Origin of the sequence: Cohnella sp. SGD-V74 (assembly GCF_003001675.1) — a bacterium.
In the GTDB taxonomy this organism is placed as follows: Bacteria; Bacillota; Bacilli; order Paenibacillales; family Paenibacillaceae; genus Cohnella.
This window is the reverse complement of sequence record NZ_PVYW01000008.1, coordinates 166831-187120: the sequence shown is the minus strand read 5'-3', so window position 1 is coordinate 187120 and position 20290 is coordinate 166831. Positions and strand designations below refer to the sequence as shown.

Annotated in this window: 14 protein-coding genes and 4 CRISPR repeat arrays (2 of these 18 running past the window's edge); of the genes, 7 read left to right on the top strand and 7 right to left on the bottom strand. The window is 48.7% G+C overall.

Annotation, left to right across the window (positions count from 1 at the left end):
* Window positions 1-1512: direct repeats of the CRISPR family, unit length 32 nt; unit sequence GTCGCTCCCCGTGCGGGAGCGTGGATTGAAAC (it extends 562 nt beyond the left edge of the window).
* A gap of 136 nt (window positions 1513-1648) precedes the next feature.
* The gene (locus B0G52_RS14280) at window positions 1649-2641 is read right to left on the bottom strand and encodes an oxidoreductase (RefSeq protein WP_094045382.1); all 993 of its coding nucleotides are present in this window, start codon (window positions 2639-2641) and stop codon (window positions 1649-1651) included.
* Between the two features lie 146 nt (window positions 2642-2787).
* On the opposite strand from B0G52_RS14280, the gene B0G52_RS14275 reads away from it, so the two are divergent.
* A complete protein-coding gene (locus B0G52_RS14275) occupies window positions 2788-3228 on the top strand; it encodes an Lrp/AsnC family transcriptional regulator (protein WP_094045380.1) in 441 nt (146 codons plus the stop codon).
* Here the strand turns inward: B0G52_RS14275 and B0G52_RS14270 are convergent.
* From B0G52_RS14270 to B0G52_RS14260, 3 genes are all read right to left on the bottom strand, one after another.
* Window positions 3225-4454, bottom strand: a complete 1230-nt coding sequence (locus B0G52_RS14270) for a M20 metallopeptidase family protein (protein ID WP_094045378.1) — start codon at window positions 4452-4454, stop codon at window positions 3225-3227. The two genes, B0G52_RS14275 and B0G52_RS14270, sit on opposite strands and share 4 nt — an antisense overlap.
* Window positions 4451-5782, bottom strand: a complete 1332-nt coding sequence (locus tag B0G52_RS14265; RefSeq protein WP_094045376.1) for an LLM class flavin-dependent oxidoreductase — start codon at window positions 5780-5782, stop codon at window positions 4451-4453. Before B0G52_RS14265 ends, B0G52_RS14270 begins: the two co-directional genes overlap by 4 nt.
* A 317-nt stretch (window positions 5783-6099) precedes the next feature.
* Complete coding sequence (locus B0G52_RS14260; RefSeq protein ID WP_143762565.1) at window positions 6100-6522, bottom strand: hypothetical protein; 423 nt, start codon at window positions 6520-6522, stop codon at window positions 6100-6102.
* Between the two features lie 131 nt (window positions 6523-6653).
* On the opposite strand from B0G52_RS14260, the gene B0G52_RS14255 reads away from it, so the two are divergent.
* From B0G52_RS14255 to B0G52_RS14235, 6 genes are all read left to right on the top strand, one after another.
* Window positions 6654-8873 (top strand): CRISPR-associated helicase/endonuclease Cas3, encoded by a 2220-nt coding sequence (locus tag B0G52_RS14255; protein WP_094045372.1) that lies wholly within the window; start codon window positions 6654-6656, stop codon window positions 8871-8873.
* Window positions 8874-9150: 277 nt separating this feature from the next.
* Window positions 9151-9231: a putative holin-like toxin gene (locus B0G52_RS36615; protein ID WP_369827060.1), complete on the top strand. Its 81-nt coding sequence runs from the start codon at window positions 9151-9153 to the stop codon at window positions 9229-9231.
* Window positions 9232-9414: 183 nt separating this feature from the next.
* A complete protein-coding gene (gene cas5c, locus B0G52_RS14250; RefSeq protein ID WP_094045370.1) occupies window positions 9415-10074 on the top strand; it encodes a type I-C CRISPR-associated protein Cas5c in 660 nt (219 codons plus the stop codon).
* Between the two features lie 7 nt (window positions 10075-10081).
* A complete protein-coding gene (gene cas8c, locus B0G52_RS14245) occupies window positions 10082-11941 on the top strand; it encodes a type I-C CRISPR-associated protein Cas8c/Csd1 (protein ID WP_158223711.1) in 1860 nt (619 codons plus the stop codon).
* 53 nt (window positions 11942-11994) lie between these two features.
* Window positions 11995-12900, top strand: coding sequence for a type I-C CRISPR-associated protein Cas7/Csd2 (cas7c, locus tag B0G52_RS14240; RefSeq protein ID WP_094045366.1), 906 nt, complete (start codon window positions 11995-11997; stop codon window positions 12898-12900).
* A gap of 301 nt (window positions 12901-13201) precedes the next feature.
* Window positions 13202-13927 carry a Fic family protein gene (locus B0G52_RS14235; RefSeq protein WP_094045364.1) on the top strand — a complete coding sequence of 242 codons (726 nt, stop codon included), beginning with the start codon at window positions 13202-13204 and terminating at the stop codon, window positions 13925-13927.
* A gap of 171 nt (window positions 13928-14098) precedes the next feature.
* Window positions 14099-14528: a CRISPR direct-repeat array (repeat unit 32 nt; unit sequence GTCGCTCCCTGTACGGGAGCGTGGATTGAAAC).
* Window positions 14529-14741: 213 nt separating this feature from the next.
* Here the strand turns inward: B0G52_RS14235 and B0G52_RS14230 are convergent.
* The 3 genes from B0G52_RS14230 to B0G52_RS14220 all read right to left on the bottom strand — a co-directional run bounded on the left by B0G52_RS14230 (window position 14742) and on the right by B0G52_RS14220 (window position 19649).
* Complete coding sequence (locus B0G52_RS14230) at window positions 14742-16421, bottom strand: AAA family ATPase (protein WP_233162681.1); 1680 nt, start codon at window positions 16419-16421, stop codon at window positions 14742-14744.
* A gap of 368 nt (window positions 16422-16789) precedes the next feature.
* A CRISPR array of direct repeats spans window positions 16790-17545; the repeat unit is 32 nt; unit sequence GTCGCTCCTTGTACGGGAGCGTGGATTGAAAC.
* A 183-nt stretch (window positions 17546-17728) separates the two neighbouring features.
* Window positions 17729-19105, bottom strand: a complete 1377-nt coding sequence (locus B0G52_RS14225) for a DUF4179 domain-containing protein (RefSeq protein ID WP_094045360.1) — start codon at window positions 19103-19105, stop codon at window positions 17729-17731.
* Window positions 19077-19649, bottom strand: coding sequence for an RNA polymerase sigma factor (locus tag B0G52_RS14220; protein WP_094045358.1), 573 nt, complete (start codon window positions 19647-19649; stop codon window positions 19077-19079). Before B0G52_RS14220 ends, B0G52_RS14225 begins: the two co-directional genes overlap by 29 nt.
* 391 nt (window positions 19650-20040) lie before the next feature.
* Window positions 20041-20290: a CRISPR direct-repeat array (repeat unit 32 nt; unit sequence GTCGCTCCTTGTACGGGAGCGTGGATTGAAAC); it runs 176 nt beyond the window's last position.

Sequence of the window (20290 nt, the reverse complement as noted above, 5' to 3'; positions counted from 1 at the left end):
TGGACGAATCCGTACACTCTGCGACGAGCGTCGCTCCCCGTGCGGGAGCGTGGATTGAAACGGCGGCTGCGGCTGCATTGCGGCAAGCTGCTGCTGTCGCTCCCCGTGCGGGAGCGTGGATTGAAACCTTCATGAGTCATTTTAGAAATTGGATAAGCTGCAGTCGCTCCCCGTGCGGGAGCGTGGATTGAAACGTCAAGTTGTCCTGGTAAAGAATCACAACTTGAGTCGCTCCCCGTGCGGGAGCGTGGATTGAAACACAGGGTCGTGGTAAGTGCGACTAAACGTCAGCTCGTCGCTCCCCGTGCGGGAGCGTGGATTGAAACCACGTGGAACATCAGAATTTTACAATCTTAGACAGTCGCTCCCCGTGCGGGAGCGTGGATTGAAACTCATGTCCGGCGTCCTGAACGGTCAGGCCGCGCGTCGCTCCCCGTGCGGGAGCGTGGATTGAAACTTAGCCTGGCTGCGCTTCTTGCGATGGGAGAGCTGTCGCTCCCCGTGCGGGAGCGTGGATTGAAACTCCCTTGTTCCGGTGTCGTTCCGCTCCGGCCACGTCGCTCCCCGTGCGGGAGCGTGGATTGAAACGGTGAGCGATATGCCGATTCGTGGGACGGAAAGGTCGCTCCCCGTGCGGGAGCGTGGATTGAAACCGCTTCCTTACGTACTGGGAGTTAACTGGGACGGGTCGCTCCCCGTGCGGGAGCGTGGATTGAAACTCGCGGATCAGGCTAAGCGTCACGAGCAAGAGCAGGTCGCTCCCCGTGCGGGAGCGTGGATTGAAACGCCGCCGTGGAACAAGCGTTTAAGGAAATTGTAAGTCGCTCCCCGCACGGGAGCGTGGATTGAAACGCGTAGATAGTTGAACGCGAGGCTCCCGGTCGTGTCGCTCCCCGCACGGGAGCGTGGATTGAAACATAGTGTCACTCCTTCGGTATGATCTGACGGACTGTCGCTCCCCGTACGGGAGCGTGGATTGAAACCAAAAAATAAGCGTTGTTTGCCTTCGCAGACTGGTCGCTCCCCGTACGGGAGCGTGGATTGAAACGACGAACCGTATGCGTCGCCTAACTCGTTTCGGAGGGTCGCTCCCCGTACGGGAGCGTGGATTGAAACTCGACTGAATTGGAGCTGAACTAAATGGCACGCAGTCGCTCCCCGTACGGGAGCGTGGATTGAAACAGCCGGTTGCCCAGCAGACTCGCAGGGGCTTCGGTCGCTCCCCGTACGGGAGCGTGGATTGAAACACCTGCTGTAAATTCCCCGAGCAGATACTTTCGATGTCGCTCCCCGTACGGGAGCGTGGATTGAAACTCGTCAGACGGGACTCCGTGCTTGTTTTTTACGCGTCGCTCCCCGTACGGGAGCGTGGATTGAAACTCCCCGTTCGTCATCTCCGGTCGTGATCTGGCGCTGTCGCTCCCCGTACGGGAGCGTGGATTGAAACATGCTGGGATAGATCTGGTGCAGACTGATCGAGGTCGCTCCCTGTACGGGAGCGTGGATTGAAACCTTTGCTGCGGCAGCTTCAGCCCCTTGATTAGGAGGCGCTTCTTGTGCGGGAGAGTGAATCTACTATGTGTAGAACCACAAAGCCCTACAGCAACATGCTCCCCGCACATGAGCACGGCTTTGAAAAAGTCAAAGATTAATTCGCATCTCCCCGAGCCTTCAACAACCGTTCCCCATAATCCGGGTCCTCCAACAGAGGGGATCCGATAGCGATACAATCGGCCAATCGATCCTCGAGTATCCGATCTGCGAGACCGCGGTTGTATATCTTCCCGACGGCGATAACCGGAATATTGAAGTGCTGCTTGATTGCTGCTGCATGAGGCACTTGATAGGCAGGATATACATCGCTGGGCTTTACGGGAAGAAGTCCGCCGCTGGAAACATGGATGCCGTCCAGTTGCGACTCGATCGGCTTTAATATCCGTGCCCACTCTTCCGGGTTTAGCCCCCCTGTCCAATAGTCAGTAGCGGAAATCCGTACGATAACCGGGTAATCCCTGCCGACCTCTCCTCGAACCGCGAAAAGAACCTCTTTCAAAAACCTGGCTCTGTTTTCGGAAGTTCCGCCATAAGCATCCGAGCGCACATTAGATAACGGGGAAGCAAACTGATGAATTAAGAAACCGTGCGCCGCATGAAGCTCGATGCCATCAAAGCCCGCTTCTATGCTCCGTTTTGCGGCAAGACGATATTCCTCTACAACTCTCTTAATCCCCTCCACAGACAACGCTTCAGGCGTGCCGTAGTGATCATCAAACGCAATCGCGCTCGGAGCAACTAATGCATTTGTGACTTCCGGCGAAGATTTTCTTCCTCCATGCGACAATTGGATAAAAACCGGAGTATCGTGCTTGTGGACGGCATCCGTGATTTTCTTTAATGGGTCCACGTGGCGTTCCGAATAAATGCCGATGTCATTGGGCCACAATCTTCCCTCCGAAGATACGGCGGTAGATTCCAGAATGACGAGTCCAACATGCCGCGCCCTTCGGCCGTAATGTTCAATATGATGGTCACCGGCAAAGGCTTCCGGCGTCCCCTTGTACTGCTGCAACGGCGCCATGATCAGCCTGTTTTTGATTCTTAATCCGCCCAAGGCGATCGGATCATTCAAGTTTATTGTCATACGATAACCCCCTCCCAAGTGAATATTGACATTTTATTATGGATAAAGATCGAATTACATCCTATTATTAAGTAGAATAGAGCTGACTAACTTCATTATTTAATTGATTTAAGACGATTACCTTTAATAATTAGGAAGGTGCAATCATGGATCAGATCGATATTAAAATTTTGGGTTTAATGCACGAGAACGCCCGAATCCCGATTGCCGAGATGAGCAGACAAATTGCAATGTCGCAGCCGGCTGTAACGGAAAGAATCCGGAAGCTGGAGGATCAAGGCGTCATCGCCGGCTATAAGGCACAGCTGTCCCCTTCTAAACTGGGTATGTACGCAACCGCCTTTGTGCTGTTTCGAACGAATCGTTGCCCCGATTTCACAGCCTTCTGTGAAACGTCTGCAGAGGTTGTCGATCTGTACCGGATTAGCGGAGAGCATAACTTTCTGTTAAAAGTAGTTACGGAAACTCCGGAATCGTTGGCCGCCTTCCTCGATTCCTGCAATGCCTTCGGCTTTTCAACCGTCTTAATCGTTCTGTCAACGGCATTCGAGGATCGAAACCTTGCAGCGCAGCTGCACGGAAATTAAGACGACTGGCGACTCTCGCGGCCGAGAGCCTCCAGCGCAAAAGACACATGAAACTGCGCGCCAATCTTAAGCGCCTGTTCATCCACATCGAAGCGCGGATGGTGCAGCGGATACACGATTCCTTGCCCCTCATTGCGTATGCCCAGGAAGGCGAAGACGCACGGGATTCGCTCTGCATAGAGAGCGAAATCCTCGCCCGCAAGGCTTGGCGCTTCGAGCCACTGTACCTCCGCCCCGCCATCTGTCGCTGCCTTGGCCGCAATTCTCACCGTTTCCGTGTCGTTCACCAGCGTCGTCCCCATCCGGAATGTGGACGTATAGGTCCCGCCGAACGATCTGGCTGCGAACTCGGCGCGCTGCTCAAGCAGGCTTTTCAGCCGCTGAACCGAATCGCTGCCGAACGTGCGGAAGCTGCCGCTCACCGTGCCTTGATCCGCGATCGCATTCAATACCGTTCCCGCCTGCATCTTGCCGAAGGTGAGCACCGCCGGAACAAGAGGATTCCATTGCGAGGCAACCGCCGTCTTGGCTTCAATGACGAACTGGGCCGTCATCATCAGCGCATCGGCGGCCAGATGCGGAGCGGCGTGATGCCCCGACAGGCCGCGGAATTCGTAGGTAAAATGCGAGGAGGCCGCCATCATATAGCCTTCCTTTAGACCGATCGTTCCCGTAGGCAAATCCGGCCACACATGCAGGGCAAAGCCGAACTCGACGTCTTCCAATACGCCGTCATCGATGAGATCTCTGCTTCCGCTGACGAGACTGCCGTCTATTGGACAAGGAAGAACGCCCTCCTCGGCGGGCTGAAACACGAACAACACTGTCCCGCTTAGACTGTCGCGCTCCCGACTAAGCGCATAAGCGGCTCCCAGCAGCATCGCGGTATGCGCGTCATGTCCGCAAGCATGCATGAAGCCGTCCCGCAACGAGCGGTACGGCGCTTCCGTCTGTTCCTGGATCGGCAGTGCATCCATATCCGCACGCAGCATAATTGTGCGGCCAGTCTGGCCGCCCCGAAGGACACCGACGACCCCGGCTTTGAATCGCTTACCGACGCCGCGTCGCACCTCCAGCCCCCAATCCTCCAATTGCCGCGCGACGAACGAAGCGGTGCGCGCCACCTCGAACAAACACTCCGGATTACGATGCAGCTCGCGGCGCACCGAGATCATTTCATTTTCCCAATGGTCCAGATGCGATTTTAATCTCTGAGATAGACTCATGAGCGAGCTCCTGTCGTCTGGATCGTGTAACGGTTGGCCGGAATCGGAAGCCCCAAGTTGCCGCGCAGCGTATCTGCCTCGTACTCGGTCCTGTAGATGCCTCTTTCCTGCAGAATCGGTACGACCCATTCCACGAATTCCTCCAATGAAGTCGGCGTCACCGATTGAATCATGAATCCGTCCGCTGCGCCTTCCTCGTGCCAGCGCTGAATCAGATCCGCGATATACTCCGGCGTCCCGACGAACTCTCCGGGCGGCATCACGGCATGATGAGCCACCTGTCGAAGCGTCAGCTTCCGCTCCGCGGCAATGCGCTTGATTCGATCGGTCGTGCCTTTAAAGCTGTTACTTCCCAGGTCGCCCAGATCGGGGAACGGTTCGTCCAACGGATATTGCGAGAAATCATGATGCTCAAAAAATCTGCCCAGATGGTCGAGCGCCGCTTCAATCGTAACGAGCTTCGCGATCTCCTCGCGCTTGCGCTCCGCCTCCTCTTGAGTACGCCCTACGATCACGCCAATGCCATGCATAATCTTAATTTCGTCCGCCGAGCGCCCATATGCCTTGGCACGGGCCTTGACATCGCTGTAGAAGGCTTTCGCTTTCTCAATGTTTTCATGCTCTGTCAAGATAGCATCCGCCGTCTTAGCGGCCAGATCTCTGCCCGTCTCGGATGAACCGGCTTGAAATACGACGGGATGTCCCTGCCTCGAGCGGGCGATATTGAGCGGACCCTGAACGGAGAAAAACTCTCCTTCGTGATTGAGAAGATGCAGCTTCGATTTATCGATGAATACGCCGGTTTCCTTGTCGCGGACAAACGCATCGTCCTCCCACGAATCCCACAATCCCCTCACGACCTCGACGTACTCCTCCGCCATGCGATAACGCTCGGAATGGCTCGGATGAGGTTTGCCGAAGTTGCGAGCCGAGCCTTCCAACGGGGACGTCACGACGTTCCAACCGGCTCTGCCCCCGCTGATATGATCCAGCGAAGCGAACTGCCTGGCCACATTGAATGGCTCGCTGTAAGTGGTCGACAGCGTGCCGACCACTCCGATGCGACTCGTCACAGCAGCGAGCGCGGAGAGAATGGTGATCGGCTCGAACCGGTTCAAGAAGTGCGGAATCGATTGGTCGGTAATATACAGCCCGTCGGCGATAAATACCAGATCGAATTTCCCGGCTTCGGCGACTTGAGCCTGACTCTTGTAGAACGCCAAGCTGACGCTGGCGTCCACTCGTAAATCCGGGTGCCTCCATAAGCCGACATGAGCGCCAACGCCTTGGATGATGGCGCCGAATCGGATTTCTTTTTTCTTAGACATCGGGAACAACTCCTCTGTTTATTTTCATAGTGTTTCTCTAGCTTGTAATTATAAAACAACTTATCCCATGAAAATAATAGGAATAATCTATACAAAGATTAGCATTGCTGCTTCGCAACCGTCCACGAAGAAACAAAGATAATAACCCGGTTTTTACTTGAATATCGCTGTAAAACAATCGATTTACCTTCAAATATATATTTCATATTGCTGTTTGATTTAGTATTTTTGAAATTTGAAGTTTATAGAAGAAAATAAGCTCATGCGCGGATTCGGGAAATCCGATTCATGAGCTTTTTTTGGGGGGAAGGGAAGGTTCAGCGTTCCGGTGTTGGGCTGCGACTGTCGGACAGCAACGCCATAACCAGCCTCGCTCCATCTCGCATCCCCTGCAAATATAAGCGTTCATTTTCCAATCCCTGCCGATAATGATGCTTATCCTCCCACTCTGCAAACTCCAGGATATTCGCTGCAACTGCACTCGCGAACATTGCCTCGAAAGCTCTCTTTTCTTCGGCACGATAGGGGCTTATGCTCGGATCGAACTGGATTCGGGCACTTACATCGTTGAGCCTCTCCTGAATCGCGCTTTGGAACCATGATGGCCACTCCAATGCCTTTTCCTCCTTCTCGCAATTATCCGCTTTCACCTCGTAGCGTTCTTCCATCATAGCTAATTCATAATCGTCTAAACGACCCATTATATTTGGCGAATTATTGTGCGCATTTTCCAGAATCATGAAGGATGAACAAAGTATTTTGACGAATTAGTAACCAAATCCACTTACCAGTTCTTACTGTTAGCAGGTATTAATATGGAGGCTGTGTAACACATCGTATGTTTTAAATCTTATGAAAGAAGGAACGCCCGTTGTACTATGCCCACAGAACTTCCTCATCCGATAAAAGTCAATGGCACTTACTATCAGACCATCTGAAGGCTGTAGCTTGCCTTGCTGCCAAGTTTGCCGATTATTTCGGTGCTGGCCCATGGGCTGAAATCGCTGGAATTCTTCATGATGCCGGAAAATTTTCTGAAGAGTTTCAGCGCCGCTTAGCCGGTGCAAAAAATGAAGTAGATCATTCCACTGCTGGAGCCAGATATATTACTGAGGTATGGGGCGATAAGACGAGGCTTTCTCGCATTCTCGCTTATGTGATAGCAGGACATCATTCTGGATTGGCTGACTTCGGTTCCATTTCTTCTGCCGAAGATCGCGCATTAGCCAGAAGATTAGTCAAGGAAGTTAAATCGTATAAAGAGGCGTTGCAGACCCATATCCCAGATGCAGCGAAAGCAATGCCAACTTTTCCAATTAAACCTGGTTTTCATTCAGGCCTGCAATTATCCTTGTTTATCCGCATGCTATTTTCGTGCCTGATAGATGCAGATTCTTTGGATACAGAATTTTATGCAAAACGCGCCCAGGCAGACCTTCGCGGCAACCATCAACCGATGGAAGTTCTATGGGACCGTTATAATCGCCACATGCGAAAGAAATTCCACACTGTAACAACAGAAGTCGAACTTGCGCGAGCTGAATTATTAGCTGAAAGCCTTCATGCTGCACTAGGAGAACAAGGACTCTATTCGCTTAACTTGCCTACAGGCAGCGGAAAAACCCTTATTTCTCTTGGCTTCGCGCTAAGACATGCGATACGACATGGGTTAAGAAGAATTATTTTTGTTATCCCTTATACCAGTATTATCGAACAAAATGCTAACGTTTTTCGGGAAGCAATCGGATCCGAAAATGTATTAGAACATCATTCCAACGTTCAGTTGAATGCTGACGAAGATATAGAATATACAGATGAATCTCTCAAACTACAAAAAAAACTATCACTAGCCACTGAAAATTGGGATTTTCCAGTCATCGTGACAACAAATGTACAATTCTTCGAATCCCTTTTTTCAAACAAACGCTCGCAATGTCGAAAGCTTCATAACCTTGCAAAGAGCGTAATTGTGCTTGATGAGGCCCAAATGATGAACGGAGAATTTTATAAACCTTCGCTGTATACAGCAGAGGAACTCGCTCGTAATTACGGAGCAACCATTGTATTCAGCACAGCCACCCAGCCCCTTGTAGACAAACTCTTTCCTCAGTCTATTGAACTAAAGAAAATTTCGAGAGATGTCAAACAGCGATTCCCTCAATTTCAACGTGTACGAATTGAACAGTTGGGCATCGTGAATTTCAACAGTCTAACTGAGCGCCTGCTTAAGCATCAACAAGCACTCTGTATCGTTAATACACGAAAAGCCGCAAGGAAAATGTATAAAAAAGTATCCGATATACTTGGCAAAGATTCCGTATTTCATCTGAGTGCCAGGATGTGTCCTGCCCACCGAACAGGCAAGCTTGAATTTATACGCAAATTACTGGAACAGAAAAAGCCCTGTATTCTCATCAGCACACAATTGGTAGAGTGTGGAGTCGATGTGGACTTTCCTGTCGTATATCGCGAATTGGCCGGTTTAGATTCGATCGTTCAAGCAGCGGGAAGATGTAATCGCGAGGGAACAGAAGACACAAGCACCACGTTTGTATTCGAATTTCAAGATACTTGGCGAAGCGGCTGGTTCGCCATGACCGCAGCGGCAGCACGAAAGATATTACAGAGGTACAGAGACAATTCACTTTCCGATGAAGCTATCAACGACTATTTCAGAGAACTGTATTTCTATCAAACCGGTGGAGGTGCTCAATCAGATAAAACCGATAGATATCACATCCTAGATCAATTGGGAGAACGAGCAGTGGAACTGGCCTTTCCTTTTGAAACCGTATCCCAACAATTTAAGTTGATTCAATCTGACACTAGTGCGGTTATTGTTAATTTTGATAAAATATCTAGTTCATACTTAGAAGCCTTGAAGAATGCAGAGCATACTCATGATATTTTGCGTAAGCTCCAGCCCTACGTCGTGCAACTGTATTCACAGGAGTTTGACGCCTTCCGAGGTGCGAAAGAGATTACTGAGATTCGTGATAACGTTTTTGTTTTAGAGAACCCCAGTCTTTGGTATGACGATAATATTGGGATAAAACCTTTCTCGGAAGATTATGCTGGTCAAGATGATTGAGTGCCTAGAAACACTTGGGAGTTGCCAGAGAAGGGATTCACGAATAAAATGAAGTGAGTCGTCTCGTATGTTTGGGGCGTGGATTGAAACAGTGTGCTGTACACTCTTCTTATGAAAATGACACTTACCTTATAGGTGGTGTCTTTTTCATTTTCAATGTACTATACACAATACTTAGTTCAGTGTTCTTTTATATTCTCTTATTGCATAGATCAAGGGAAAATGATAGAATGTCCTTAATTTGGGGTGGATATTTTTGGGAGGGGTGATTTTATTGATGACAATTTATGAGGCAATATCCTTGATGCTCTTATTTGGTTCCTTAGTTGTTTCATTGATGACGGTTAGACGCAAATAGTTCCCCTTCTAAACTTTAGCAAGGGGAACTGCAAACACTCGGAACATCCCAAAGATTCTCGTCGAGGAGAAGTGCGCCAACACTTCTCTTCGAATCTTAAGGCTGCTTATGTTTGATTATATCACATCAACTAGACTAGCTAAATAACGATAAGAGATTCCATTTTGAGAGGAGGCGCAAAGAGTGGGTTACGGAATCAAACTTCACGTCTGGGGAGATTACGCATGCTTTACACGACCGGAAATGAAAGTAGAACGAGTTAGCTATGATGTGATGACTCCTTCTGCGGCACGAGGGATTTTAGAAGCCATCCACTGGAAGCCTGCAATTCGTTGGGTTGTAGACCAAATTCAAGTGCTTAATGAGATTCGGTTTGAGAACATTCGCCGAAATGAGATTGAGAACAAAATTCCCATATCTGCGATTAAGAACACTATGAACGGAAAAAATGCTGTTCTCGAACAGGTCGTGACAGAGGAACGGCAACAACGGGCAACTATGATGCTTAAAAAACCTGCTTACGTCATCCATGCTCATTTCAACATCACAGGATCGGCTGGACCGGAAGATACGCCAGAAAAACACTATAACATCTTCCTTCGGCGAGCACGGCAAGGACAATGCTTTCACCGTCCATATCTCGGATGCAGAGAGTTCGCCGCTCAGTTCTCTCTTCTTGAATCTGGGGATCAGTCCCCATCGTATTACTCTGGTTCCGGCGAACGTGATTTAGGGTGGATTCTCCATGACATCGATTTCTCTAACGGAATGACACCCCATTTTTTCCGTGCAACAATGCGAGATGGTTATATTGACGTTCCTGATTTGACTGAAAGGAAGTGATCATCCGTTGATTATTCAGGCACTTCATCAGCGTTATCTCGATCTAGCCAACGACTCGAAATCAGAAATCAGCCCCCTCTACTTCAGTTCTGGAAAAGTTTCTTATGTATTGGAAATTGACGAAGACGGCACGCTTGTCGAAGTGGTAGATATTCGAGATACGTCAGGTAAGAAGAAACGGCCGGAAACGATGAATCTTCCTGAACAAACCAGCCGTTCAAGTGGAATTGCTCCTTACTTCTTGTCTGATAAAGCAGAGTACATCCTGGGTTACTATCCTTTGATGCCTCAGGAAACAGAAACACAAAAAAAAGCCTCGGATGCACGTCGAAAGCATGAAGCATCGAAAGCACTTGCTTGTAAGTTGCTTCATGGATTAAACGATATTTCCGCCAAAGCTATTCTAGGATTCTATGACAAGTGGCAGCCGGAGCATGCTCGAGAACATCCGCTTCTGGTTTCCTTTCAGAGTGAGTTGGACAAAGGAATAGATACCAATATGGTTTTCCATGTTGTGACACAAGAAACTTATGCGCACGACTCCCCTGCCATTAAAGATGCTTGGATTAGATTCCGTGAACAGGAAGATACTTCAGATACATTTCTGGGTCAGTGCTTATTAACCGGAGATACTGATGTACCAATTGCACGAACGCATGACAAAATTAAAGGCATTCGCGGTGCACAATCTGCAGGAGCCTCTCTGATTTCCTTCAACTTCCGTTCTGCAGAGTCTTACGGCAAAGACAGCATGCAAAGCTATAACTCCCCTGTTAGCAAAACTGCAATGTTCGGGTATACAACTGCTTTGAATCATCTGCTTGCTTCCTCACGAAACCGAACATTGATTGGGGATATGACAGTTGTCTTTTGGTCAGGAAAACCCGCTGTCGCCAACGAAGTTGAACCGATTCTTGCGTCATTTTTCTCTTCTACTTCAGAACCATCCGAAGATCTGAATTTGACTGAACAGATTAATGGCATCCTGCAAAGAGCTCGAAAAGGCAAACATGTGGATACTGCTATGTTGCCGCATTCCGATACGCCCTTTCATGTGCTGGGATTGTCTCCGAACAATGCCCGAACTTCCGTAAGATTTTATTGGCAAGGAAACTTTGGTGATTTAGTTGTTAAGCTCGGACAGCATGCTAGTGATTTTGCACTTGACGGCTATAAATCTAGAGATGAGGAAACACCTACTACCCATCGGATTTTGCAGGAAACTATGAGGGTTGGAGGCGACGGTAGCAAGGTCGGGGAAGCGCCTCCGTCTCAACTAGGTGGCGAGCTATTTAGAGCAGTAATTGAAGGAATGGCTTATCCATATTCCTTACTAACCCTTATCGTAAATAGAATTCGTGCAGACGGGATCATCAATACGCTTCGAGCTTCTATCATTAAAGCTTATCTTCTTCGTTACAACCGTATTCAAAGACGGGATCGATTAAAGGAGGAATTGACTGTGAGTCTCAACTTGCAAGCGAAAGAACCTGCTTACCGGCTAGGAAGATTGTTTGCTGTCTTGGAGAGAGCGCAGCAGGAAGCAGCCGGGGGAGCCGGAAAATTGAATGCAACCATTAAGGACAGATATTTTAGCACTGCTTCTTCTAACCCCGCTGCCGTATTCCCTGTACTACTCAAATTATCTCAGCATCATCTGAGTAAATCAAAATTTGGAGATTTTCGAGATCGGGAAATGCAGGATATTATGCAGGAGATACGGGACTTTCCTGTAAGCTTGGATCTTCATCAGCAAGGTATATTTATTTTAGGATACTACCATCAGAAGCACAATTACTACACACAAATAAAAGCAGCTACAGAAGCCAAACAGGAAATAGCCTCAGCCGCGACCGAAGAAGGTTAATTTTGTAATTCAGAATTGCAACCACAAATTCATGAAGAAAGGCGAGATGAACAATGAGTGCAAATATTCAAGAGGAAATCGTTACAACAAGCAAGCAGCCAGCCTTGTCTAAAAAAGTGGAATTTTCATTATTCTTTGAAGTGCGCAATGGTAATCCCAACGGTGATCCTGATGCAGGCAATATGCCTAGAATCGACCCCGAAACAGGGTACGGCATCGTAACAGATGTCTGCCTCAAACGTAAGGTTCGGAACTTTATTGAGTTAACCCGCGCAGGAGAAGAAGGCTTTAATATCTACGTGACGGAAGGCGGCGTATTAAATGAACAGCACCGCCGTGCTTATCGTGCTGTTCGACCTCATAATGCAGATAGCAAAGAGTTAAAACCGAAAGATGCCGAAGAAGCCGCACTTTTGACTGAATGGATGTGTAACAACTTTTTTGACATTCGTACTTTCGGGGCAGTCATGACAACTAAAGTAAATACCGGGCAGGTTCGTGGCCCTGTCCAATTTACATTTGCCCGGAGTATAGATCCGATTTTTGCCCAAGAGGTTACGATTACTAGACAGGCAGTGACCCAGGAAGGCGTCGATAAAGATCGGGAAATGGGCCGTAAACATGTCATTCCTTACGCTCTATATCGCATGGACGGATATATTTCTGCTTACTTAGCTGAAAAAACAGGATTCACAGATGGTGATCTAGAGATTCTATTAGAAGCTCTTAGGAATCTATTCGAGCATGACCGTTCCGCCGCACGCGGACAAATGGCTGTACGCAAGCTTGTTGTTTTCGAGCATTCATCCAAACTAGGTAACGCCCCCGCTCATCGCCTGTTTGACTTGGTGAAGGTTCGGAAAACAGTTGAAGGGCCTGTTCGTTCTTTTGAAGATTACTCTTTTGAAGTTGATAAAGACAACACGCCTGATGGCGTTCGGCTAATCGAACTTGAATAACAGCTAATCTATTAGTGGTGCGAACCCCAGGCTCACATGATTTCCCTGGGAGATTCGCACCTCTTGCCGCACAAGGGCTCCGGGGGTTTGAGAATGTTTTTAGCCTCATTCCTCGCCCCAAAAATGACGATTCGTACTTTTACGCCTTAAATCCCTTGCCCAACAAGGATTCGCAAGGTCAGCTGTCACCCCCTTCCAGGGAGAGTGGATTGAGCCTAAAGATCGCCGGCGCCGCGTCTAGGCGAATAGTTCATCTCCTTTAGGGACGCGTGGATTCTAACAAATTGTGAGGTGAAACGGTATGTTTGATACAATCGACCGGAAAAAGCAACTGCTTGATGCCAAAAGACCTTTCCCTACCCACACATTAAAAACGATCCGAGAGCACTTGATCGTTAACTGGACCTACAATTCTAATGCCATTGAAGGCAACACGCTGACACTATCCGAAACTAAAGTTGTTCTAGAAGGCATTACTATCGGTGGCAAGACGATTTCCGAACACCTTGAAGCACTCAATCATAGGGAAGCTATTATATATGTTGAAGAGATTGTGAAGCAAAACCACACTTTGACCGAGTGGCAGATCAAAAGCATTCATAGTCTGATCCTGAAAGGAATTCTCGACGATCAGGCTGGAGTTTACCGTACGCAAAATGTGCTAATCAGCGGTGCAAAACACGTTCCCCCTGACTATAGTCAGGTCCCTGAATTAATAGCGAATTTTACGCAATGGCTTGAAGAGGAAGGAACTAATTTACACCCAGTTGCCAGAGCAGCAGTAATTCATAGCGAATTCGTAAAAATTCACCCTTTTGTCGATGGTAACGGACGAACTGCCCGACTTCTGCTTAACTTCGAGCTCATGAAAAACGGGTATCCTCCTATTGTCATCGAAAAAGAACAGCGTCTTGCCTACTATACAGCCTTGGATGAAACGCACATGACTGGAGATTTTTCGACGTTCATAAATTTCGTAACCCCCATTGTCGATCGAACCTTCGACTGGTATCTGAACTTGCTGTAATTAGTGCGAACCCCAAGCTCACATGATTTTCCTGGGAGGTTCGCACCTTTTGCTGCACAAGGGCTCTCGGGTTTTTATGACATTTTGAGCCTGCTTTTTCCGCCTCAAAAATGTCGATTCGCACTTTTACGCCTTAAATCCCTTGCTCAGCAAGGGTTCACAAGGCCCGCTGTCGCTCCCTGTACGGGAGCGTGGATTGAAACGCCCAGGCGGATGATTTCGCCCGCCGTGATCGGGAGTCGCTCCCTGTACGGGAGCGTGGATTGAAACCTGACCGTCGTGCATGAATCCGGCGACGATCATAGTCGCTCCCTGTACGGGAGCGTGGATTGAAACCTGTACCTGCAATGCGCACGGTATATGGACGGCAGTCGCTCCCTGTACGGGAGCGTGGATTGAAACAGTGCCTTGATCCGCTGCTTAGCCGTCCCTAGCACGTCGCTCCCTGTACGGGAGCGTGGATTGAAACCTTTCCATGGACGAGAGTTTACGCGGAACTGGCGGTCGCTCCCTGTACGGGAGCGTGGATTGAAACGGATCCGGTGCGGTGTTTTTCAATAAAGCTCCGAGTCGCTCCCTGTACGGGGACGTGGATTGAAACGCTTGTGCGCAGATCCCGCCGAGATTGCAGCCTCGTCGCCCTGGGGCGTGGATTGAAACAAACAAGACATATGCTGCCGATCTGAGCGGAACATCGCATGGGAGCGAAATCGCCCCTACTACTCAAGCACTACTCAATGCAAAGAGCGACCCTTAGGAGCATCTCGCCCCAGGGTCGCTCTTTATAACTCCACCAAATTAATTAATTCCCTTATTAACCACTCTGAACCTTAACTTGCTTTCCCTTGAAAGCAATCCCCAGCTTGACAATGTCCTTAATACCTAGCGCACGCAACTCAGCTTCATATTGCTTGGTTTCAATCTGCCGAAGAGCAGAGACAGCAGCTTCATCCAGCGACTCTTCTTCGAAGCGATCAGCTTTCTTGAACTCGATGATAATCCCTTTTTGTCCTCTGGATGAATCTCGGGGAATGATCATGACATCGTATCTGCCATAACCGCTCTCACGGTTAGACCGTACTTCGTACGATTCTCCCAAATGTACCATCATCCCCAACACAAACGCATGATAAAACGACTCGGACTTGTCTTCCCCCACGTCATAATAACTGAATGTTTTCATGACGATATCCCTAAATCTTGCCTGAAAAGCAGAAATATCTCCGCTAGTCAATGCCTCAAGCAGTTGTTGTTCTTGCCCTTCCGTCGTGTCCGATAACCACGTGCGGAGCATTTTACGATAGAAATAATACAACTCCTTATTCGGTACATCCAGTAGGCCGTACAGCTCGCCGTCATCTCTGCGTTCTACTTGCAATGGCTTCAAGTATCCTCCCAACAGCAAGAAAGACCAGACAGCCTCGGAGGATCTTTCGATTTCCCGGTACACGATCGTATCGTCAAGCCGAATAGGTCCGATCGGTCGCTGCTCCAACAACTCGGCCACCAGACGCTGAACTTCGCCGCTTCCCTCTGTCACCAATTGCCGCACAATTTGATTGTCACTCGTATTTACCCAATAGGAAATCAGATCCCCCTGTTCGACATACTGCGCAATGGACCACGGGTTATAAATCGTAACCGGATGTTTGCTTCCGAAGCGATAGCCGTTATACCAGCTTGTCACTTCGGCCATCTGACTGATCAAAGAAAAGTCTTCCAGAACCTTCTGAACCTCACGCTCCGTAAATCCGAAAAACTCACTATAATCATCTTGAATAATCGTACTAACTTTCAGATTGTTCAATCCGCTAAAGACGCTCTCTTTTGCAACGCGGAAAATTCCCGTCATAACGCCCTTGCGCAGATGAATGTTATTCTTAAAAGCCTCACCCAACAGCAAACGCAGAAACGTAACCGCCTCATCGTAGAAGCCATGGATGTAAGCCTCATTCAGTAGCGTGTCATATTCGTCCACCAAAATAATGACTTTTTCCCCATGGTAAGCATGAAGCAGACGCGACAGCAGCTCCAGACTTCCTCCGTACTCCGATTCATCTGCCGTCCTGTCGAGAATTCTATTGATGACATACTTGTCGTTAGTGGATAGATTATTGTTTTCGTACAAATAGGCATGTCGTTCTATCTCCGTAGCCAACAGTGTACACAGCCTGGAATAATTATTTGGCCAGGTCGTCATTTTCAAACTTTTCATTGTCAAAGCGATTACCGGGTATTTGCCTTGCTCTCGCCTGTACCGCTCTCCTTGCTTCCAGATCTCCAGGCTTTGAAAAAGTTCGCGATGATTCTCTTCCGTTTTCTCGAAAAAGTAGCGAAGCATCGATAAGTTGAGCGTCTTTCCGAACCTCCGAGGGCGTGCGATGAGGTTAACTTCAGCTCCATCATCGAGAATATCCTTGATAAGCATGGATTTATCTATATAATACAAATTCCGCTCATGAACGGCCTTAAAGTCATCCACTCCGATTGGCATCCGCTTCACTCTGCACACCGCCCCTTTTCTTCATTATGATTAGTATAACCCAAGCCATATCGCAAACCAATAATGGGATTAATTGTTCAAGATCGCTGGAGGTAGGAGTGCGTTGTATCAAGCACGACGTAAAGCAACCTATAATCTATCATAATGACTTCCACAACCTCCCAGTAAGAGCTTATAATAAAGTTATTCTGGTGCGAACCCCAAGCTCACATGATTTTCCTGGGAGATTCGCACCTCTTGCCGCACAAGGGCTCCGGGGTTTTGAGAATGTTTTTAAGCCTCATTCCTCGCCCCAAAAATGACGATTCGCACTTTTGAGCCCCAAATCCCTTGCCACGTAAGGGTTCAAATGGGCCGCTGTCGCTCCTTGTACGGGAGCGTGGATTGAAACTGCTAACACCAAAACTCCATATCATCAAAACCCGTCGCTCCTTGTACGGGAGCGTGGATTGAAACGTACTGCCAGCGCTCGACTACCGGGCCGCTTACAAGTCGCTCCTTGTACGGGAGCGTGGATTGAAACATTGTTATTTGCCCGATTGCATTAAGCCGACCCCGTCGCTCCTTGTACGGGAGCGTGGATTGAAACCTTCTACATCGTACCGGTATTTACCGCTATGGAGGTCGCTCCTTGTACGGGAGCGTGGATTGAAACTTCCATGATTTTCTCATAATAGGACTCAATTTGGGGTCGCTCCTTGTACGGGAGCGTGGATTGAAACCGAACGGCGGCGAATATCAAGCTATTTTGGATAAGTCGCTCCTTGTACGGGAGCGTGGATTGAAACTAGAGCATCCCCTTGAATAAACGTATACGGATAGGTCGCTCCTTGTACGGGAGCGTGGATTGAAACCCTTAATTCAGGGGCGGGGGATTTTTTCTAGGAGTCGCTCCTTGTACGGGAGCGTGGATTGAAACTCCTTCTGCGCACGCTCCTGGAGACGGGCTAACGTCGCTCCTTGTACGGGAGCGTGGATTGAAACCAACGTTGACGAGGAAGAGTTGGTCAACGAGATGTCGCTCCTTGTACGGGAGCGTGGATTGAAACCACGCAAGGCGTGTTCAAGGACAACAGACAACTCGTCGCTCCTTGTACGGGAGCGTGGATTGAAACTGCGACCTCCAGCCGCTTGGCCGAATAAAAGACGTCGCTCTCTGCACGTTCACCGTAAAGGAACGTGAATTAAACAAGCCGCAAGACCAGTTGCCAGTCGTCCCCAGTCAAAAGACGCTCCCTCAAGGGAGCGCCGAGTTGCATTGTACTTTTAAACGCGTTTCCAAAAGCGCCCCCACCAACCTACTCGCGAATCTCAAAACTTACCACAAGTTCCTCCTGCAACTCAAGATCCGTCTGAGGCATTGTCCCAAGGAAATAGGACTGCGACGCATCCAACGCAGGATACTCCAGAATGTACTCGTAAGATGTATCGCTGACCCTGGTCCGCTTCCCATTATCCGAGATGAACCGCTGTCCATCCGGCGTCTCCAGCCAAAGCGAGGCGTATTGGATATACGGGTTCTTACCTTTCACTTCATAGTGAATCAACGTTTTATCCTGCAAAAACTCAACGTTCTGCACCACAATCTCTCCTACTTCTCCCTGCGACAACACGATCGGATAATCGGTCGTTAGCTTGGCTGTAACTGCTTTCTCTGTATCATTTTTTCCCACCAACAAATTGTAAGGCGTGACCGCCACCCTTGTCGTACCTGGAGCAAACGGAACAAATCGAACTGTCCCTTCCGCCGTTCCATTCTTGTCGACTGTAAAAGCTATATCCAGCATTCTAATCAACATTCCTCTATCATCCTTAAGCTGAAACCCTAACCAATCCGTATTGCCGGAATAGAGAAAATCCAGCTTCATTGTCGCCGGAGTGGCCAAGTACCCAGTCACTTGAAACTGATCCCCTTTCCAACTCGCCACATAGCTGTCGGCAAGCGAAATATATTCGCTGTCCGCAACGCGATTTTCAACGTTCATCTTAAAGCCCCATTCGCCGCTGACTTTCGTTTGGTTTCCTTCATTCATGCCGCTCACACCGCCGATAAGAAGCTCTAGCTCGAAGCGATCCTCCTTCTCCGGCTCATCCAGATCGATCGTCATAATTCCAGCAGCATGTTTGGCATCAAGAAGATGAGGTTGGGCGCTGGGTCTGGCGTCGGGGCGAAAAACACCATTAACGCTAACTCTGACATTCTCCAAAAAGATCAAATTTTCCGCCTGTTCCGAAATAATCTCGTAACCTATTGACAATCTCGCACCGTCATAAAGAACGTCTTGCAGCTTAATTGTGACTCCCTGATCATTGGCTTCCTCGTTTACCCCGGAAGAAAGCCCAGACTTTTGACCGATTACGATTCCGCTATCTCCCGCAAAATCAAAAATATTCCCCTCAAACACCTTCCCGATAACTGGAATTTTTCGCAATTGCTCTGCCGAAGCTGGGAAAATGGACAATAGGCTGATTAACGCAACTACAGATATGACCATGCTGATCGCGGCGAGAAGTCGTCTGGAACGAAGAGCGTTGGCCTTCGCGGGAAAAACCTTTTTTGTCGTACCCAGTTCCTCCAATACCCGAGCCTTCAACTGAATTTGAGGCAATCTGGTCTCGCCGAATTTTCGTTGCAGCTCCTGATCCTCAATAAGAAAGACTTCGACTTTGTCCATCGGACTCTCCCTCCTTTTCAGTCAACCCGTTTTTGAGTTTCCGCTTTGCCCGCTCGTATCTTTTGCGAACCGCTGCATAGCTCATATTGAGCTGTTCCGCGATATCCTCGAATCGATTCTCCTCCACAATCCGAAGCAAAATAATATGCCTGTCCTCCGGATTCAGACGCAGCATCGCCAGACGAAGCCCGGCATTGTATTCTACATCTGGCACCCGATCCGCCTCTACTGTCGGGGCCGTCCTCACAAAAAGACGAATTAGACGCTCATAGGTTTTAGCCCGCTTCAATTTGTTCAGACACTCGCGATAAGCGATCTTATACAACCACGCTCCGAAATTAGTCCCTTCCCGGTACTGCTCAAGTCGTTCAAACCCTTTGATGAACACGTCCTGCGCAACATCCTCCGCTTCCTGCATCTGCCCCAACATATGAAAACAATATCGGAAGATCCGTTGTTGATAGTCCTCGACCAACTCTCCGTAACGTTCTTTGTCTCCTTGTTTGACAGCTTTTACGATTCTTTCCGTTTCCGACCGCTCCATGCCCCGCCTCCTTCCCAATGTTTACCGTTTCGTTTATATAACCAACACTCTCGCTGTTTTGGGACATTTCACGATAATTAAATTCATTTATCGGAGTTAAGGCTTCTCGGATTAGATCAATTTGTCCAAAAGTGTACACGAGTCTTGAATCTACTTTACTAATATCGGCATCCACAACTCTACAAAAAAAGCTTATAATAAAATCGTTATATGGGTCGAGCCGGTGCGAACCCCAAGCTCACATGATTCTCCTGGGAGATTCGCACCTCTTGCCGCACAAGGGCTCCGGGGTTTTGAGAATGTTTTTAAGCCTCTTTCCTCGCCCCCAAAATGACGATTCGCACTTTTGAGCCCCAAATCCCTTGCCACGCAAGGGTTCAGATGGGCTGCTGTCGCTCCTTGTACGGGAGCGTGGATTGAAACAATAAAGATATCCGCAAATCTGTCGGCCTTAAGGTCGCTCCTTGTACGGGAGCGTGGATTGAAACGGTACTGGTGGAGGTTTATTACTAGGAAGCGCAAGGTCGCTCCTTGTACGGGAGCGTGGATTGAAACCGTTCGGATCGATGGTAAAGACCTGAGTTCGGCCGTCGCTCCTTGTACGGGAGCGTGGATTGAAACTAAGGAGGTAACGGACTAAT

Coding starts and splice junctions, on each gene's coding strand:
- B0G52_RS14265 (WP_094045376.1), bottom strand. CDS start 5,782: ATGTCTAAGAAAAAAGAAATCCGATTCGGCGCCATCATCCAAGGCGTT.
- B0G52_RS36615 (WP_369827060.1), top strand. CDS start 9,151: ATGACAATTTATGAGGCAATATCCTTGATGCTCTTATTTGGTTCCTTA.
- B0G52_RS14230 (WP_233162681.1), bottom strand. CDS start 16,421: ATGCCAATCGGAGTGGATGACTTTAAGGCCGTTCATGAGCGGAATTTG.
- B0G52_RS14270 (WP_094045378.1), bottom strand. CDS start 4,454: ATGAGTCTATCTCAGAGATTAAAATCGCATCTGGACCATTGGGAAAAT.
- B0G52_RS14275 (WP_094045380.1), top strand. CDS start 2,788: ATGGATCAGATCGATATTAAAATTTTGGGTTTAATGCACGAGAACGCC.
- cas7c (WP_094045366.1), top strand. CDS start 11,995: ATGAGTGCAAATATTCAAGAGGAAATCGTTACAACAAGCAAGCAGCCA.
- B0G52_RS14280 (WP_094045382.1), bottom strand. CDS start 2,641: ATGACAATAAACTTGAATGATCCGATCGCCTTGGGCGGATTAAGAATC.
- B0G52_RS14260 (WP_143762565.1), bottom strand. CDS start 6,522: ATGATTCTGGAAAATGCGCACAATAATTCGCCAAATATAATGGGTCGT.
- B0G52_RS14235 (WP_094045364.1), top strand. CDS start 13,202: ATGTTTGATACAATCGACCGGAAAAAGCAACTGCTTGATGCCAAAAGA.
- B0G52_RS14220 (WP_094045358.1), bottom strand. CDS start 19,649: ATGGAGCGGTCGGAAACGGAAAGAATCGTAAAAGCTGTCAAACAAGGA.
- B0G52_RS14225 (WP_094045360.1), bottom strand. CDS start 19,105: ATGGACAAAGTCGAAGTCTTTCTTATTGAGGATCAGGAGCTGCAACGA.